We start from the raw sequence: 17,465 nt of genomic DNA, 5'->3' as shown, positions 1-17,465 counted from the left end.
TAGAAGCCTGCATCTCAGGATGCAGGCTTTTTTGCGGCCGCTTTGCCAAGGCTTTCTTCGGGATGGGGCGGGAGCTGCCGGTACAGGACAAGAGCCAGGATGAAGTTGATCAAGCCGATGCAACCGGTGGTGTACAGACGCATCCAGGCGAAGGCGGATAGCTTCGGCGGCCCTTTCCCGATCGGCCCCGTCTTGGGCACGTTCAGAGCCCACCAGATGTCGATTAGAATGAGAAGGAAGAAGACGATAAGAATCAGGCTGAAGACGAGATAACCGGTCACGAAGAAGTCATTGTTCCCCATCAGCCGCTTCTTTTCGCTTCATTAAAAGCGTCCGAGCCTCCCCTGGGGATGCTGAGCGTGTGCCAGTCTCCGGAACGGTACGCCTTGGCGGCATATACGATCTGGCCGACATGATGGCTGAAGTGGGCGACCTGGCGCTGGATCGCTTCGACGACGGTGTGCCGCTCGCCGCGGATGAGGACGGTGCCGAGCAGATCTTCCGGCTGCAGGGAGTCGAAGGCCGTCCGGAGAGCGGCCCATCCCTCCTCCCAGCCGGAGAGGACATCCTGCCTGGTCGTCCCGTGCGGAAGCTCGAATTCCCCGTCGCGGTTGCGGTCCGGCTTCTCCCCGTCGGCCGTCAGAAAGTCGGTCCATCTGGACTTCAAGTTCCCGGACAGATGGCGGACGATGACGGCAATGCTGTTGGATTCCGGCGAGGGCGCCCAGAACAGGCCCCCGTCGTCGATTTGGCCGAGCGAGCGGTCCGCCAGCTTCTTCTGGCTTTCGAAGGTCGCGAGGCAGCTTTGCAGCAGATGGCTCCCGAGCTGTTGAGAAGACATGAGTTTTCCTCCTTAGGCTTGTGCTGTCCCTATCATACTCTTTGATGGAAATATCAGGCAAACCGATTTTATGATCGGCAGGCCAAGCTTTTTCTATCGGTAGACGGCAGGTAGGCGGGCGGATTTTTTTCTTGAGCATTAATTCTATTTGATGTATATTTATTCATATTGTAAAAAGGGCCGAGAGGAGGACCATGGATGCTGGTAAAGGAAGCGTTGTGCCGCAAAGCAAGCCCCCAGGACGTGGATACGCTGTATGAGCTGATCAAAAATTATGCAGAGAAGGGGATCATGCTTCCGAGGTCCAGGGAAGTGCTCCTCCGGCAGATCGATACGTTCGTCATTGCCGAGATCGATGGAGATGTCGTCGGCTGCGGCTCTCTTACGCGTCTGGGGCAGGACCTGGTCGAGATCCGCTCGCTCGGGATAACGGAAGGATACAAAGGATACGGCATCGGCAGCAAAATCGTCGATCTGCTGATCAAGAATGCCCAGGAGCAGGGCATACCCAAGATCATGGCGCTGACCTATGAAGTCCGTTTCTTCGAGCGCAACGGATTTGCCGTCGTGAACAAGGATATCTTTCCGGAGAAAGTATGGACCGATTGCGTTCATTGCTCCAAGCAGCATGCTTGCGATGAAATCGCGGTGCTGCGGAATATTTGATCACGCTGGATTCAGGGCAGGAACTGAAGGGGGCGATCGCGAAGCAGGAGAAGGAGCCGCCCGGGGGACGGGCGGTTTTTCTTTTGGGCACGCTGCCTGCCTGAATTGTCCGGGTATATAGATGGAAGGTGAGTCCTCGGGCCTTAATTTGGCCTGACATGAAAGCGATTTCTTCAACATATGCTTATCTCAAAAGGAGATGCTGCCAAATGTCGTATTTATCCGTCAGCACATGGAGCCTGCATCGGCTCCTCGGTCCACTTCGCTGGACGATATGGGACAAGGAAGATGGCGTTCACAGGACGGCGCTGGAGCCGCAACCGGAAGAGCTGACCTTGCTGGAGCTGCCCGCTGCAGCGGCAGCGAAAGGCTTTCAGGCGCTCGAGGTATGCCACTTCCACTTCCCTTCCAGGGAGCCGGACTATCTGATCGAGCTTAGAACCGCATTTCGGAATGCTGGAATCGCATTCGATACGCTGTTGCTGGATTACGGGAATCTGACTTCGCCGGATCTCCGCAGAGTCGAGGCGGACGAGCGATACATCTCGTCTTGGATCGATGCAGCCGCCCTTGCCGGAGCGAAGAAGGTGCGGGTCATTGCAGGAGAAGCCATGCCGACGGATGAGGATGCTCTCGCACGCTCCGCGGCGAGCCTGGACAGGCTGTCGGCCTATGCGCAGGAGTGCGGAGTGCGCATCGTGACAGAGAATTTCAAGCCTCTGACCTCCACCGGCCTCAGCTGCCTGAAGCTGTTGGGGCGGACGGAGAGGCCGCTGGCGATGATAACGGATTTCGGCAATTTCAAGGGAGCGGCCAAGTACGAAGAGCTGGCGATGACGCTGCCGAGAAGCTTGTCCGTTCATGCCAAGGCCGAGTTCGACGAGCACGGCATCCCGGATGAGCAGGAGCTTCGCCTTTGTTTGGAAGCTGTCCGCAATTCGGGTTACGACGGCTCCTACGTCATCATCTACGACGGTCCCGGGGACATGTGGGCCGGAATCGAAAGGGTGCGCCGGATCGTGGAGCCCTATGCGGCCGGCTGAAGCCGGACAGATACCAAATCACTTGACAATTGTCGAGTAGGTTTGGTATTTTTGTATTAAATGTTAGCACTCATCAAGGTGGAGTGCTAACGGTGAACCGGCAATCCGGCCGAAAATGGAAACGCACGGGAGGAGAAAGCGGATGTTGACCGAACGACAGCAGCTGATTCTTGGCGCCATCATCAATGACTATATCCGGTCTGCCGAGCCTGTAGGTTCCCGCAGCATCTCCAAGCGGGGAGACGTAGGGTTCAGCCCTGCGACCATCCGCAACGAGATGGCGGATCTGGAGGAGCTTGGCTTCCTGGAGCAGCCCCATACATCAGCCGGACGCATCCCTTCCATTCAGGGATACCGGTATTACGTCGATCACTTAATGAAGCATGACAGCGTCACGGACAGCGAGCTCAAGACGATGCGTTCGTTTTTTGCGAGCCGGATGATCGAGATGGAGCAAGTCGTCCAGCATGCCGCGATGATTATCTCGAACCTGACCAATTACACCTCGATCGTGCTCGGACCCGACTCGGTCAATCAGGCGCTCAAGCATTTCCAGCTTGTTCCCCTTGGCGGAGACAAGGCAGTCGCGATCGTCGTCACGGATACCGGCCATGTCGAGAACCGCACGGTGACGATTCCGGCCGATCTGGACATGAGCGACATGGAGAAGGCCGTCCGCTTCCTCAACGAGAGGCTGAGCGGAGTTCCGCTGTTGCGGCTCAAGTCGCGGCTGTTCTCGGAAGCCGGGGAAGAAATGGGTCGTTACGCCGAGCAGATCGAAGGCCTTCTGGGCATACTTGAACAGGCGCTGCGGCCGGAGCAGGACGGCAGGCTGTTCGTCTCCGGAACGACCAATATTCTTACGCAGCCGGAATTCAAGGATGTCGACAAGGTCAAGACACTGTTCGATCTGCTCGATGAGACGCCGACGATGCTGAAGCTGTTCTCGTCCATGCCGGAAGGCATCCAGGTGCGGATCGGAACCGAGAACGACCATGAGGCGATAGCGAGCTGCAGCCTGATTACGGCGACTTATGCCCTCGATGGACATTCGCTCGGCACGATCGGCATTCTCGGCCCTACCCGGATGGACTATGGCAAGGTAATCAGCCTTCTGGGAGTACTCAGCAGCAACATGCATTTGATGATCGGGCGCGGAGGGCCGCGCTGAAGCGGAGACATTTGATCCCGCACCGCCATGGTGCGGGTTGGCCGGGCGGGATCCCGGTACATAAGCCGCTAGCGGCGATTATTGCAGGAGGTGAGTATGCTTGGAATCCAAGAAGAATACGCTAGATGAACAGGAACAGCATCACGAAGGGGATATCATGAACCCGGATCAACAGACGGCCGAGCAGGCATCGGCTGCCGCAGCAGGCGAGCCGGCTCCGGCAGAGGGCGCGGCGGAAGCCGAAGCTCCCGCAGGAGATTCGCGCTACGACGAGCTGTCGAAGCAGGCGGAGGAGCATCAGCAGCGCTATCTGCGCGCGCAGGCGGACTTCGATAATTTCCGCCGCCGCACGCAGAAGGAGAAGGAAGAGCTTGCCCAGTACGCTTCCTCGAAGCTTCTGACCCAGCTTCTGCCGGTCGTCGACAACTTCGAGCGCGCGCTTGCGGCCGCAGCCGGCAGCGGCGATTCCGATTCGCTTGCCAAAGGCGTGGACATGATTTTCCGCCAGCTGCAAGGCGTCCTTGAACAGGAAGGCCTCAAAGCGATGGAAGCGGTCGGCAGCCCGTTCAACCCCGAGTTCCATCAGGCGATCATGCAGGTGGAGTCGGACGAACATGAGGAAGGCATCGTCGTGGAGGAAGTCCAGAAGGGCTATATCCTCAAGGACAAGGTGCTTCGTCCGGCGATGGTCAAGGTCAGCGGTTGAGCCGGCGTCCTGACGCGTTAAGCTGCCTTTAAGATACAGAGGTTATACTTCATTTATAAAATGTGGATGAAAACGAAGGAGGATATACTCATGAGCAAAGTAATCGGCATCGACCTTGGAACAACGAACTCCTGCGTAGCGGTAATGGAAGGCGGCGAAGCCGTCGTCATTCCGAATCCGGAAGGCAACCGCACGACCCCATCGGTCGTCGGCTTCAAGAAGGACGGCGAGCGCATCGTCGGAGAAACGGCCAAGCGCCAAGCAATCACGAATCCGGACCGCACGATCATGTCGATCAAGCGCCATATGGGAACAAGCCACAAGGAAACAGTGGACGGCAAAGACTTCACGCCGCAAGAAATTTCTGCCATCATCCTGCAGAAGCTGAAATCCGATGCGGAAGCCTACCTGGGCCAAGCCGTGACGCAAGCGGTCATTACCGTACCGGCCTACTTCAACGATTCCCAGCGCCAGGCGACCAAGGACGCAGGCAAAATCGCCGGCCTCGAAGTGCTCCGCATCGTCAACGAGCCGACAGCGGCGGCGCTGGCTTACGGCCTCGAGAAAACGGAAGATCAAACGATTCTCGTCTATGATCTTGGCGGCGGCACGTTCGACGTCTCCATCCTCGAGCTCGGCGACGGCTTCTTCGAAGTCAAAGCGACAAGCGGCGACAATCACCTCGGCGGCGACGACTTCGACCAAGTCATCATCGACCATATCGTATCGGAGTTCAAGAAGGAGCACGGAACAGACCTGTCCAAAGACAAAGCTGCCGTCCAGCGCTTGAAGGATGCGGCCGAGAAAGCGAAAAAAGAGCTGTCCGGCGTCCTGACGACGACGATCAGCCTGCCGTTCATCACGATGGTAGACGGCGTTCCCCAGCATTTGGAGATGAGCCTGACCCGCGCCAAATTCGAAGAGATCGCAGCTCCGCTCGTCGAGCGCACTCTCGGACCTACGCGTCAAGCTCTGAGCGACTCCGGCCTGTCCGCGAGCGAGATCAGCAAGGTCGTCCTGGTCGGCGGCTCCACCCGCATTCCTGCCGTGCAGGAAGCGATCAAGAAGCTGATCGGCAAAGAGCCGCATAAAGGCGTCAACCCGGATGAAGTCGTCGCTCTCGGCGCTGCCGTGCAAGCAGGCGTCCTGACCGGCGACGTCAAGGATGTCGTGCTGCTCGACGTCACTCCGCTCTCCCTCGGCATCGAGACGGCTGGCGGCGTGTTCACCAAAATGATCGACCGCAACACGACGATCCCTACGAGCAAATCCCAGGTGTACTCCACCTATGCGGACAACCAAACAAGCGTCGAGATCCACGTCCTGCAAGGCGAGCGCTCCATGGCTTCGGGCAACAAGACGCTTGGACGCTTCATGCTGGGAGACATTCCTCCGGCTCCGCGCGGAATTCCGCAGATCGAAGTCACCTTCGACATCGACGCCAACGGCATCGTGAACGTCAGCGCCTTGGATAAAGGCACGGGCAAGAGCCAGAAGATCACGATCACATCCTCGAGCGGCCTGAGCGACGAGGAAGTCGAGCGCATGATGAAGGACGCCGAGCTGAACGCCGAGGAAGACCGCAAGCGCAAAGAGCTCGTCGAAGCGAAAAACAATGCCGACCAGCTGATCTACTCCGTCGACAAGACGGTTAAGGATCTGGGCGACAAAGTCGATGCGGGCGAGATCGAGAAAGCGAACAAAGCGAAGGAAGCTCTCCAAGCGGCTGTCGGCGGCGAGGATCTCGAAGCCATCCAGAAGGCGACCGAGGAGCTGACTGAAATCGTTCAGCAGCTGTCCGTGAAGCTCTATGAGCAAGCGGCTCAAGCGGAGCAGGGCGCTACTGGCGCAGACGCGGGCGGTGCTTCCGCCGGCGGCGGCAAGGACAACGTCGTGGATGCCGACTACGAAGTCGTCGACGACAAGAAGTAAGCTAGGCGCTTCCTCGACGCGAATGGCGAGGGTGGACTTGAAGGAGCCATTCGCGTTACCATAACAATAGCCATCCATCAAGCGGCTCCGCCTTTTTCCAAGCAGCGCCCTGCGGCCACCCGGCCCGGGGCTCCGGGAGGGAGAGGGCGGCTAGCCGTTTGTTGCGTGTTTGAGCAAGGTTTGAGGTTTGGCAGTGGAAGTTCTAATTGTGCGAGCTAGCGCAGGAGGCTTGTTTGAATCTGGAGAAGCGGAAGCGTTCGCCTTTAAAGACGAATTGTTACCCTTTAAGAGGCGGACGATGAAAAGAATTCGTCTTTAACAGCGATCGGAAGATCAAACAGTCTCCGCAGCGATCATATGCACATGGATACACAATTGCTCATGGGGGTGAGAGAGGTTGGCGGACAAACGCGATTTTTACGAGGTGCTTGGAGTCGATAAAGGCGCCTCGGGCGAAGACATCAAGAAGGCCTACCGCAAGATGGCCAGGCAGTACCATCCCGACGTGAACAAGGAAGCGGATGCGGAAGCCAAGTTCAAGGAAGTGAAGGAAGCCTACGATACGCTGAGCGACGACCAGAAGCGCTCGGTGTACGACCAGTACGGCCATGTCGACCCGAACCAGTTCGGAGGCGGCGGCTTCTCGGGGCAGGACTTCGGAGGCGGCGGCTTCGGCGACATCTTCGACATGTTCTTCGGCGGCGGAGGCGCCCGCCGCGATCCCAATGCGCCGCAGCGGGGCAACGATCTGCAGTACACGATGACGATCGAGTTCAAGGAAGCGGTATTCGGCAAGGAAACCGAAATCACCATTCCGCGGACCGAAAATTGCGATACATGCCACGGCTCCGGCGCCAAGCCGGGAACGAAGCCGGAAACCTGCTCCGTCTGCCGCGGCAGCGGCCAGCAGGAGGTCGTCCAGAACACGCCGTTCGGCCGCATGGTCAACCGCCGCGCGTGTACGAACTGCGGCGGCTCCGGCAAGATCATCAAGGAAAAATGCGGTACCTGCCATGGCGCCGGCAAAGTCAAAAAGCAGCGTAAAATTACGGTCAAGATTCCTGCGGGCGTGGACGAAGGCGCTCAAATCCGCCTGACAGGCGAGGGCGAGGGCGGAACGAAGGGCGGCCCGAACGGCGACCTGTACATCGTGCTGCGCGTCAAGCCGCATGAATTCTTCGACCGCGAGAACGACGACATCTACTGCGAGATCCCGCTGACGTTCGCGCAAGCCGCTCTCGGCGACGAGATCGAGATTCCGACGCTGACCGAAAAGGTCAAGCTGAAGATTCCGGCCGGCACTCAGACGGGCACGTACTTCCGCCTCAAGGGCAAAGGCGTGCCGAAGCTGCGGGGCTACGGCAACGGCGACCAGCATGTCAAGGTCACGGTCGTCACCCCGACCGCCCTCAGCGACGAGCAGAAGGATCTGCTTCGCCAGCTCGGCGGCTTGGGAGGCTCCTCGGCTCCGGGCCAGGAGCAAGAGCATCACGAGAGTATTTTCGACCGGATGAAAAAGGCTTTCCGCGGCGATTAATAAATAAAAGTTGAACGTGTCGGTCCCATCGGGATGGACACGTTTTTTTGTACCATCAACGTATTGAATGCCTTTCAAATACCGGTAAAAAATGAAGCGGATTGAAGTCGGCCCGGTGAATATCGCCATGGCAAAGGCGCAACCTAGGAGAGGCCATTCACACGAAGGACACAGGGAGGAAAACAAGATCATGGAAATTCAGGCTGCTTTTACGTCGCAGGAAGGAATCAGGGAAGCTTCCCGCAAGCTGGAAATGCTGCGAGCGGCGGAAATCCGCGCGGGAGAGGATGGCAGGCTCACAGCTGTCGTGGAAGATACTTATTTTCCCCAGGCGCTGGCGGTCATATCCGGAGCCGGAGGAACCGTGGAAGGATAATCCGCTGCCCGGAAGAGAATTGGAAATGCCGGTGTGCCCGAAATCAGCCCGTCTTAAATGAGAAACAGCCCGGAGGAGGAGGCTTCCGGGCTGTTCGGAATGAGCCTGAGGCCGCTCGGTTCGTCTATCTGTCGCCGTCTGCGAGCAATGATGACCTCACCTTCGTGTCCCTTTTAAGATGAGGCTAACCGTTTAAAAAGACCGGAAGCCGTCTCAGCCCGAACATCAGGTTGCTCTCGATCCGCTCCAGCGTCACGGAGCTGTCGCGGCTGAACCGGGGATAGCGTTCCAGCAAGGTTTCCAGGACGATGCGGGATTCCAGCCGGGCGAGCTGGGCTCCAAGGCAGTAGTGGATGCCGCTGCCAAGCCCCACATGGGCATTGGGAGAGCGGCGGATGTCGAAGCGCTCCGGCTCCGGAAATGTCTTCTCGTCATGATTGGCCGAGGCAATGTAGAGAAAAACGGGATCGCCGGCTTTCATGGCCATGCCCCCGAGCTCGGTATCCCGCTTCACCGTCCGGAACATCATCTGCACCGGCGAGAAGTACCGGAACACCTCTTCGATGGCGGAAGGAATGAGCGAGCGGTCGGCGAGCAGCTCCTCGCGCACTTCGGGCAGGCTGTCGAGGCACAGGAAGATCGAGGTGATCAGGTTGGTCGTCGTCTCGTTGCCGGCGACGAGCAGCAGGATGCAGAAGCCGATCAGCTCGATCTCGCTCAGCTGCTCTCCGTCTACCTTGGCATTGACGAGATTGCTGATGAGATCGTCCCTCGGCTCCAGCCTGCGCTCGGCGGCGACAGCCGAGAAGTAAAGGCTCATCTCGCGCTGGCATTGGACGTAGCGCTCCTGGTTCGTTCCGACGAGATCCTCCGACCATTGCTTGAAGCGGCTCAGGTCGTCCTCGGGGATGCCCAGCATGCGGGCGATGACGGAGATGGGCAGCGGGCTTGCCAGATCTTCCAGGACATCGAAGCTGGCTTTGGCCGCCGCCTTGTCGAACAATTCTCCCGCGAGCTTGCGGATGGCGGGCTCCATCGATTCGATGACACGCGGCGTGAAGGCTTTGGACACGAGCATCCGAAGCTGGCGATGCTTCGGCGGATCCTGCCTGAGAATGCTGGAATCGATCGGGTCGTCCGGGTTTTGCTCCCCTTGGGAGGAGAAGCGCTCATAATCCGTAAAGGCGGTCTTGACCTCGTCGTAACCGAAAAGCCTCCAGCCGGTATAGCCCTCTCCTTCGAAACGCTCCACGGGAGACCGGCGTCTCAGCTCTCTGAACCGGTCCAAAGGGATCAACTGCGGTTCGTTCCATTCCACTGTATTCACCTCGTTGGGGATGCATGATTGTCTGTCCGGTGCTGCAAGGCTGGATTCAGTCTTCTGGCAGTCGGCTTCGATTTCCATTTTAATCCTTATCCAAGCAGGCGGAAAGTCCAGTCTTTCCCGGGTCGGAAGTTTTGTGCCGCCTATCGCTTCTGTTGTAGAATAGACGGGATAGCAAGTTAGGGGGCTTATGCGAAGATGAAATATCATGAACTCACGATATCGACCACCGAGGAAGCGGTGGAGATGATTTCCAACTTTTTGCATGAACAGGGCGCAGGCGGAGTTTCCATCGAAGAATCCGGCTCTCTGAACAGGCGGCGCGACGAGTCGTTCGGCCAATGGTACGAGCTGCCGCTCAACGATATTCCCGAGGGAGACGCCGTCATCAAGGGCTACTTCAGCGAAGACGAGGACATGGACGCCCATGTGGCCGCCATCCGTCCCCGCATCGAGGAGCTGAAGGACTACGACATCAATCCCGGTACATATGATATCACGGTCGTCACGGTGGACGAGGATGACTGGGCGACGGCCTGGAAGCAGTATTTCAAGCCGATCCGGGTCACCGAAAGGCTGACGATCAAGCCGACCTGGGAGCCGTACGAGGGTTCCGAGAACGAGCGCATCATCGAGCTTGATCCCGGAATGGCGTTCGGCACCGGCACCCATCCGACGACCTCCCTATGCCTGCGCGCGCTTGAATCGGCGATCCGCGAGGGAGACGAAGTCATCGACGTCGGCACCGGCTCCGGCATTCTGGCCATCGGAGCTGTCCTGCTGGGCGCATCCAGCGTGCTGGCTGTCGATCTCGATCCGGTCGCTGTCTCCAGCGCCAAGGAAAATGCCCGTCTGAACGGCATGGACGACGTCATCCAGGTGCTGCAGAGCGACCTGCTCGGCGTCATCAGCCGCAGCGCGGGAGAGGGCGCCGGCTGGAACGGCACCGCCAACGCGGCCGAGGACGAGGCTAGGGAGCAGCTGGCCGAAGCGATGGAACAGGCCGGCCCGCTGCGCGTCGAGGTGCCTTGCGATCTGGTCGTCGCCAACATTCTCGCGGAGATCATCCTTCTGTTCATCGATGATGTCTACGAGGCGCTGAAGCCGGGCGGCATCTATATCGCGTCAGGCATATACGAGAACAAGGAGCAGGCTGTCGAAGCCGGGCTTCTGGCATCCGGCTTCGAGATCGTCGACCGCATCCGCGAGGACAAATGGATCGCCTTCGTGGCCGCCAAGCCTGAAGGGGAGCGGTAAGCCATGGAGGGGTTGGACAGCCTTCTCGCTTATCCTGTCGCCGAGCTTCCCTTTGTCCTGCTTGTCCTGATCATCGCCTTCACTCTCCACGAGTTCGCCCATGCCTACTCGGCGTACAAATTCGGAGACGACACCGCCTACAAGCAGGGCCGGGTTACGCTCAATCCGGCTTCCCATATCGATTTTTTCGGCATGTTCCTGATCCTGATCGCGGGCTTCGGCTGGGCCAAGCCGGTGCCGGTCATGAGTTCCCGCTTCAAGCGGCCGCGGCTGATGAGCATCGTCGTCTCCCTGGTCGGACCGCTCAGCAACCTTCTGCTGATGGCGATCGGAGTCTTCATCGTGACGGCTCTCAACTTCTCGGGCATTCTGAATGACACGCCTCTGCGCTACATCGATGCCCTGAACGTTTTCTTCAAGTATTTCATCTATCTGAACGGCATGCTGTTCCTGTTCAACCTGATTCCGCTGCCTCCGCTGGACGGCTACCGGATTCTGTACGAGCTGCTGCCTCGCCGCACCCGGATTCTGCTGGACCAGTATTCGCAGTGGGGAGTCCTGGTTTTCCTGCTGCTCGTGTTCATTCCGGCGCTGAGCAATGCGACCATCCGTCCCTATCTGGCTCTGGTCGGCGATCTGCACTTGTTTTTCCTTCGCCTCTTCACGCCCTTGTTCTTTGGATAAATTCAAGTCCGCGCTTCCAAGGCGCGGACTTTTTTTATGCCGCCGAGCGGCTGGGATCTCTGCGGCCGAATAGATTTCCCGACTCAAAACGTGTATGATGGAGGATGACTTTTAAAAACAGGAGTTTGGCCTACTATGCAGCGTTACTTTATAACGCCGGAGCAGTTCGGCGACAACGGCGTCACCCTAAGCGGCGAGGACGCCCATCATATCGCGAGAGTCATGCGGATGAAACCGGGAGACGAGATCATCGCCAGCGACGGCGCGGAGCGTGAAGCCCGCATCGTCCTGACGGATGTCGATCCGTCTATAGTCAGAGGCGACATCGCCGAAAGGCTTCCGATGGACCGCGAGCCGCTCTGGCAGGTCACGGTCGCCCAAGGCCTTCCGAAGGGCGACAAGATGGAGCTTGTCATCCAGAAGGGGACGGAGATCGGCGCGGCCGGGTTTCTGCCGTTCCAGTGCGAGCGTATGGTCGTCCAGTACGACGCCCGCAAGGAAGCGAAGCGGCTGGAGCGCTGGGGCAAGATCGCCAAGGAAGCGGCGGAGCAAGCTCATCGCAGCCGGCTGCCGGTCGTCCATGAGGTCCATGCCTGGAAAGAGCTGCTGGCGGCTTTTTCCGACTATGACCTCGTGCTGTTCTGCTATGAAGCGGAAGGACATGAGCCGGGCGAGCTGACCGGACTTGCGGACCGCATCAGGCAAGCCCGCGAGGCGGGCCGGCTGACGGCGGACAAGGCGCATCGGCTTCTGCTGGTCGTCGGGCCCGAAGGCGGCTTCTCCCCGCGCGAAGCGGAGGCGGCGGCAGCGGCCGGCGCGATGGCGGCAGGCCTCGGACGCAGAATTTTAAGAGCGGAGACGGCACCTCTGGCAGGCTTGGCCTGCCTGATGTACGAATCCGGCGAAATGGGAGGAAGATGAAGAAGATGCCATCGGTTGCACTCTACACCTTGGGCTGCAAAGTCAACTTTTACGATACCGAAGCCATCTGGCAGCTGTTCAAGAATGAAGGGTATGAGCAGGTCGACTTCGATACGACGACGGCCGACGTATATCTCATCAATACTTGCCATGTGACGAACACGGGGGACAAGAAAAGCCGGCAGATCATCCGCCGCGCCATCCGCCGCAATCCCGAGGCGGTCATTGCCGTCACCGGCTGCTACGCGCAGACATCCCCGGCCGAGATCCTGGATATTCCGGGCGTGGATCTTGTCATCGGAACGCAGGACCGCGACAAGCTGATGGATTATATCCGCCAGGTGCAGGACGAGCGCACGCCGGTCAACGCCGTGCGCAACATCATGAAGACGCGCGAGTTCGAGGAGCTGGACGTGCCCGACTTCGCGGACCGCACCCGCGCGTTCCTGAAAATCCAGGAAGGATGCAACAACTTCTGCACCTTCTGCATCATCCCTTGGTCGCGCGGGCTGTCCCGCAGCCGCGATCCCAAGAGCGTCGTGGAGCAGGCCCGCAGCCTGGTCGCGTCCGGCTTCAAGGAGATCGTCCTGACCGGCATCCATACCGGAGGCTACGGCGACGATCTGGACAGCTACAAGCTGTCCGACCTGCTATGGGATCTCGACAAGGTGGACGGTCTCGAGCGCATCCGCATCAGCTCGATCGAGGCCAGCCAGATCGACGAGGACATGATCGAGGTGCTCAACAAATCCTCCAAGATGTGCCGTCATCTCCATGTTCCTCTGCAGGCCGGAGACGACATCGTGCTGAAGCGCATGCGCCGCAAATACACGACCGAGGAGTTCGCGGCGACGATCAAGCGCCTGCATGAAGCGATGCCGGGCGTGGCGATCACGACGGACGTCATCGTCGGGTTCCCGGGCGAGAGCGAAGAGCAGTTCGAAGCCGGCTACCGCTATATGAAGGAGCTTGGATTCTCCGAAATGCATGTGTTCCCTTATTCCAAACGGACCGGCACTCCTGCCGCGCGCATGGAGGACCAGGTCGACGAGGAAATCAAAAACGAGCGCGTACATAAGCTGATCGACCTGTCGGAATCTCTCCAGCTGGCTTACGCGGAGAAGTACGTCGGCCAAGTTCTGGAAGTCATTCCGGAGCGCGAGCACAAAGGCTCGGCGGGAGCGGGACTGATCATGGGATACTCGGACAACTACATCCAGGTCGTATTCGAAGGTTCCGAGGCGCTTGTCGGCAAGCTTTGCCGCGTGCAGATCATGGAAGCCGGAGTCAACGAGAGCCGCGGAGTGCTTGTCAGCGTCCAGGAAGAAGCGCCGAGCCTGACGGAAAAAGCCGGAGCCTGACAAGGCTCCGGCGGCGGACTCATCGTGGAAAACGGAAATCATTATCGGGAGGATAAGGAGCGCATGAAGGAAATTTCAGCAGGCGGGGTCGTGTACAGACGGACGCCGGAAAATGGGCTGCAAATTCAACTGATCCAGGACCGTTACGGCAAAGTTTCCCTTCCCAAAGGGAAAATGGAGCCCGGAGAAACGGTGGAGCAAACCGCCCTGCGCGAAATCGTCGAAGAAACGGGGATGGAAGGCCGCATCATCGAGCCGATCGCCCAGATCAAATACCAGTACCGCCACGAAACGAAAGGTGTCGTGGACAAGGAAGTCCACTATTACCTCGTGGAAGCGACGGGCGGTACTCTTCATGCCCAGGTGGAGGAAATACGCGGCGTCGACTGGTTCGAGCCCGAGGAGGCATGGCGCAAGCAGCGCCAATCCGGCTACGACAACAACGACCGGATCGTCGCGGGCGCGCTCCGTCTGCTCGGTCTAAGCACCGAAGAAGCGGATCGCTAGACAGCTTTCAAGCGGCAAGACAGGCAGAGGCAAGAAGCCCCGTCCCTAATTTCTAGGGGCGGGGCTCTTGTTCGGAATGCGGAGCCGCGGGATGTAGCAGAGCGGCAGCACGATCAGCGAGCAGAGGACGTTGAACAGCGTCTGCGCATGGGCGAGCTGCGAAGCGGGGCCGCCGCCGAACCAGGCGGAGGCGGCGGCGAGCCAGCCCGTGAAGGGCAGGAAGAGCAGAGCTCCGCCGGCATTGAGCGCGACGTGGAACCAGGCCACCTTGGCCCCTGCCGTGGTGCCGCCGATGGAGGCGAGCACGGCGGTGAGGCAGGTGCCGACGTTGGCGCCGAGCACGATGGCGACGCCCAGCTCCATGGGAAGCACGCCCGAAGCGGCGAGGCTCATCGCCATCCCGATGACGGCGGCGCTGCTATGGACGGCCGCGGTCAAGGCTGCCCCTGCCAGCAGTCCCCAGAGAAGGCTGTCTCCTGACCGGTCCATGAACCAGTGGAAGAACAGGCTGTTCTGGACGGCGTCGCCGATCGATTTCATGACGGCGATGCCGGAGAGAATGAGGGCGAATCCGCCCAGGACGAGCGAAGCGCTGCGCAGCGGGCGAAGCCAGCGCTGCCTGCGAAGCCCGGCCGAGGAGTTCATTTCGCCGAGCAGGGCGGTCAGCAGCCATCCGGCGAGGGAGAGCAGCAGCAGCGGTCCGGCGAGCCGGTCCAGATCGAGGCCGATCAGCTCGGTCGTCAGGCAGGTGCCGATATTGGTGCCCAGCACGATCCCGATCGTACGGGGAAAGGCCATGACGCCGGCGTTGACCATGCCGATGGCGATGACGGTGACGGCCGTGCTGCTCTGCAGCACCGCGCTCGCCGCGGCGCCGGTCAGGAGGCCGTGCAGAGGCGTGCGTGTGAAGCGCTCGATCGCAGCGTTGAGCCAGCGTCCGGCTGCGCGGTGGAGCGCCGCTTCCATCAGCTTCATGCCGAGCATGAAGACGGCGAAGCCGAATGCGGCCGGAAGCACGATGGCAGTGAGCATAAAGAAGGTCTCCTTTTGTACGGCGATTCCGGGAAGCTCCTGGACCAGCGGCTGCCGTTGGCCGGGCAGATAGTCGATGAATTCTAGAAATGAAAAAGCTGGCGGACTAGATGGAATGAATCCGGAGAAGCAGCGTGCATGCCTGGAGGCCACTGAAAAAGTAGTGTAAGGCGCGAAATCGTTCTGTAGAAACGGATGTGGTCGCCTTTGTCCCCGGATTTCAACCGCTAAAAGCGGCAGAAATCAGAGAAATCTGGGGACAACAGCGATCGGATGAATGATTTTCCTATCTCAATCTATGATCCGCAGGGGACAAGAATGACAAGCGGCCGATCCGGGATGGTCAGCTTGAACAATGGAAGGATGATAGCGTGAGCAGAGCCAAGGCTATATTGGTCAAGAAAAAAACGAGAAGGCTGGAGCAGGGGCATCCCTGGATCTACGCCGGAGAAGTCGAGCGGATGGAGGGCGAGGCGGAGCCGGGAGCGATGGTGGACGTGCATGCTTCGAACGGCAGGTATATCGCCTCGGGATATTGGAATCCCCAGTCGCAGATCCGCGTGAGAATCGTATCCCGCCAGCCGGAGCAGGAGCTGGACCAGGCTTTCTTTGCGGAGAAGTTCAGCCGCGCCAAGGAGTACCGGGAGCGCTTCGTTGCGGATGCGGACTGCCGTCTCGTCTATGGAGAGGCCGATTATGTGCCCGGCCTGGTCGTGGACCGGTTCGCGGACGTTCTCGTCGTCCAGATCCTGACGCTCGGGCTGGATCTGAAGCGCGACGCCATCGTCGCCGCGCTCGTCGAAGTATTCAGTCCGCGAGGCATCTATGAGCGGAGCGACGTCGGCGTGAGGCGCCTCGAAGGCTTGGAGGAGCGGACGGGCGTCCTTTACGGCGATTGCCCTTCCATCGTGGAGATCACGGAGAACGGCCTTGCCATGGAAGTCGATATCGCCCAGGGCCAGAAGACGGGCTATTTCTACGATCAGCGGGAGAACCGGGCTGCCATCGAGCCTCTCATGAAAGGCTGGGGCAAGCGCAGCGGCATCACTCTCGAGCCGCGCCAAGCGGACGAGCTGCCGGAGGATTGGCGCCTCGTGGCTCCGGAGTCCGATGCTTCTGTTTCCGAATCAGGGTCTGTGCTCGTTCCGGTCAACAAAAGCGGCAAAGTCGTCACCTACCCGCTCTGGGACGGGGCGACCGTGCTGGAATGTTTTGCCCATACCGGCAGCTTCACGCTGCATGCCTGCAAATACGGGGCGAAAAAAGTCACCTGCCTGGACGTCTCCGAGCATGCGATCGATACGGCCAAGCGCAACGTGGAACGGAATCATTTCTCCGACCGGGTTGAATTCGTCGTCGACGACGCCTTCCAGTATTTGCGCCAGCAGGTGAAGGGGCTGGAGGAACGGACGGCGCGAGCATCCGGTGCGAAGACCGTGGACACGTCCAAGAAGCTGGGCGGGGAAGGCCGCACCTGGGATGTGGTCGTGCTCGATCCTCCGGCGTTTGCCAAGACGAAGGGCGCGGTCGAAGGCGCTTGCCGCGGCTACAAGGACATCAACCTGCACGGCATGAAGCTCGTCAACGAGGGCGGGTACCTCGTCACGGCCAGCTGCTCCTACCATATGAAGCCGGAGCTGTTCCTGGAGACGATTCTCGAAGCGGCGGCGGATGCGGGCAAGTCTCTCAAGCTGGTGGAATGGCGCGCGGCCGGCAAGGACCATCCGCAGCTGCTCGGCGTAGCGGAAGGGCATTACTTGAAGTTTGCGATCTTCGAGGTCCATAGCTTGTAGCTCTTGGGATCATCGAGGTATGCAATTTGAAGGTCTTGCTCATCGAGATCCAAAGCTTGCTTTCAGGGCATGCGATCAACGAGGTTTGAATTTTGCAGGGAGGCGGCGCCGCTGGTGCCGCTTTTTTTTGCGCAATGGATCGTGTGGTCGAATCGACCGGAGAGCGTTGACGAGCGGATGCGGCAATTGGAGCTGCAAAAAAATAAGAAGGAAGCTGCTTGGAGCGGCTGCCTAATGAATGGAGCGTCAGGGTATCGACCTTTTTTGCGGAGTCTGTCCTGCGGTGGAAAGGCGCCATTGGACCGTTTCGCATG

The 17,465-nt window shown here is 59.4% G+C and carries 17 protein-coding genes; 13 read left to right on the top strand and 4 right to left on the bottom strand.

Annotated features, from left to right (window positions below):
• Positions 1 to 14: 14 nt before the first annotated feature.
• Both AC06G8_RS14725 and AC06G8_RS14720 read right to left on the bottom strand, forming a co-directional pair.
• On the bottom strand, positions 15 to 302 hold the full coding sequence (locus tag AC06G8_RS14725; protein WP_480283178.1) for a hypothetical protein: 288 nt from the start codon (positions 300 to 302) through the stop codon (positions 15 to 17).
• The gene (locus tag AC06G8_RS14720; protein WP_480283177.1) at positions 302 to 841 is read right to left on the bottom strand and encodes a DUF1572 family protein; all 540 of its coding nucleotides are present in this window, start codon (positions 839 to 841) and stop codon (positions 302 to 304) included. Before AC06G8_RS14720 ends, AC06G8_RS14725 begins: the two co-directional genes overlap by 1 nt.
• A 198-nt stretch (positions 842 to 1,039) precedes the next feature.
• Here AC06G8_RS14720 and AC06G8_RS14715 point away from each other — a divergent pair, with 198 nt between their 5' ends.
• The 7 genes from AC06G8_RS14715 (at position 1,040) to AC06G8_RS14685 (ending at position 8,272) form a co-directional block, all read left to right on the top strand.
• Positions 1,040 to 1,507 (top strand): N-acetyltransferase, encoded by a 468-nt coding sequence (locus tag AC06G8_RS14715; protein ID WP_447661486.1) that lies wholly within the window; start codon positions 1,040 to 1,042, stop codon positions 1,505 to 1,507.
• Positions 1,508 to 1,716: 209 nt separating this feature from the next.
• Entirely contained in the window at positions 1,717 to 2,550 is an 834-nt protein-coding gene (locus tag AC06G8_RS14710; RefSeq protein ID WP_480283176.1) for a sugar phosphate isomerase/epimerase family protein, read from the top strand.
• A gap of 142 nt (positions 2,551 to 2,692) precedes the next feature.
• Complete coding sequence (hrcA, locus tag AC06G8_RS14705; protein ID WP_076354738.1) at positions 2,693 to 3,721, top strand: heat-inducible transcriptional repressor HrcA; 1,029 nt, start codon at positions 2,693 to 2,695, stop codon at positions 3,719 to 3,721.
• 157 nt (positions 3,722 to 3,878) lie between these two features.
• Entirely contained in the window at positions 3,879 to 4,427 is a 549-nt protein-coding gene (gene grpE / locus AC06G8_RS14700; RefSeq protein ID WP_447661679.1) for a nucleotide exchange factor GrpE, read from the top strand.
• 90 nt (positions 4,428 to 4,517) lie between these two features.
• Positions 4,518 to 6,359 carry a molecular chaperone DnaK gene (gene dnaK / locus AC06G8_RS14695; protein ID WP_447661483.1) on the top strand — a complete coding sequence of 614 codons (1,842 nt, stop codon included), beginning with the start codon at positions 4,518 to 4,520 and terminating at the stop codon, positions 6,357 to 6,359.
• A gap of 397 nt (positions 6,360 to 6,756) precedes the next feature.
• On the top strand, positions 6,757 to 7,896 hold the full coding sequence (gene dnaJ, locus AC06G8_RS14690; protein WP_480283175.1) for a molecular chaperone DnaJ: 1,140 nt from the start codon (positions 6,757 to 6,759) through the stop codon (positions 7,894 to 7,896).
• Between the two features lie 190 nt (positions 7,897 to 8,086).
• Positions 8,087 to 8,272: a hypothetical protein gene (locus AC06G8_RS14685; RefSeq protein WP_480283174.1), complete on the top strand. Its 186-nt coding sequence runs from the start codon at positions 8,087 to 8,089 to the stop codon at positions 8,270 to 8,272.
• Positions 8,273 to 8,456: 184 nt separating this feature from the next.
• Here AC06G8_RS14685 and AC06G8_RS14680 read toward each other — a convergent pair whose 3' ends face one another.
• A complete protein-coding gene (locus AC06G8_RS14680) occupies positions 8,457 to 9,590 on the bottom strand; it encodes a cytochrome P450 (protein ID WP_480283173.1) in 1,134 nt (377 codons plus the stop codon).
• Positions 9,591 to 9,794: 204 nt separating this feature from the next.
• Here AC06G8_RS14680 and prmA point away from each other — a divergent pair, with 204 nt between their 5' ends.
• The 5 genes from prmA (at position 9,795) to AC06G8_RS14655 (ending at position 14,326) form a co-directional block, all read left to right on the top strand.
• Positions 9,795 to 10,853, top strand: coding sequence for a 50S ribosomal protein L11 methyltransferase (prmA, locus tag AC06G8_RS14675; RefSeq protein WP_480283172.1), 1,059 nt, complete (start codon positions 9,795 to 9,797; stop codon positions 10,851 to 10,853).
• A gap of 3 nt (positions 10,854 to 10,856) precedes the next feature.
• The gene (locus tag AC06G8_RS14670; protein WP_480283171.1) at positions 10,857 to 11,537 is read left to right on the top strand and encodes a site-2 protease family protein; all 681 of its coding nucleotides are present in this window, start codon (positions 10,857 to 10,859) and stop codon (positions 11,535 to 11,537) included.
• 135 nt (positions 11,538 to 11,672) lie between these two features.
• A complete protein-coding gene (locus AC06G8_RS14665; RefSeq protein WP_447661476.1) occupies positions 11,673 to 12,458 on the top strand; it encodes an RsmE family RNA methyltransferase in 786 nt (261 codons plus the stop codon).
• Positions 12,459 to 12,463: 5 nt separating this feature from the next.
• The gene (gene mtaB / locus AC06G8_RS14660; RefSeq protein WP_480283170.1) at positions 12,464 to 13,819 is read left to right on the top strand and encodes a tRNA (N(6)-L-threonylcarbamoyladenosine(37)-C(2))-methylthiotransferase MtaB; all 1,356 of its coding nucleotides are present in this window, start codon (positions 12,464 to 12,466) and stop codon (positions 13,817 to 13,819) included.
• Between the two features lie 63 nt (positions 13,820 to 13,882).
• Positions 13,883 to 14,326 carry an NUDIX hydrolase gene (locus tag AC06G8_RS14655; protein ID WP_447661475.1) on the top strand — a complete coding sequence of 148 codons (444 nt, stop codon included), beginning with the start codon at positions 13,883 to 13,885 and terminating at the stop codon, positions 14,324 to 14,326.
• 45 nt (positions 14,327 to 14,371) lie between these two features.
• Here the strand turns inward: AC06G8_RS14655 and AC06G8_RS14650 are convergent, their stop codons facing one another.
• A complete protein-coding gene (locus AC06G8_RS14650; protein ID WP_480283169.1) occupies positions 14,372 to 15,358 on the bottom strand; it encodes a Na/Pi cotransporter family protein in 987 nt (328 codons plus the stop codon).
• 371 nt (positions 15,359 to 15,729) lie between these two features.
• On the opposite strand from AC06G8_RS14650, the gene AC06G8_RS14645 reads away from it, so the two are divergent.
• Positions 15,730 to 17,151: a class I SAM-dependent rRNA methyltransferase gene (locus AC06G8_RS14645; protein ID WP_480283168.1), complete on the top strand. Its 1,422-nt coding sequence runs from the start codon at positions 15,730 to 15,732 to the stop codon at positions 17,149 to 17,151.
• Positions 17,152 to 17,465: the final 314 nt, after the last annotated feature.

Source organism: Paenibacillus sp. SJS-P3 (assembly GCF_056711585.1).
Note: the sequence above shows the minus strand (reverse complement) of the source record. Positions and strands in the feature narration are given on the sequence as shown.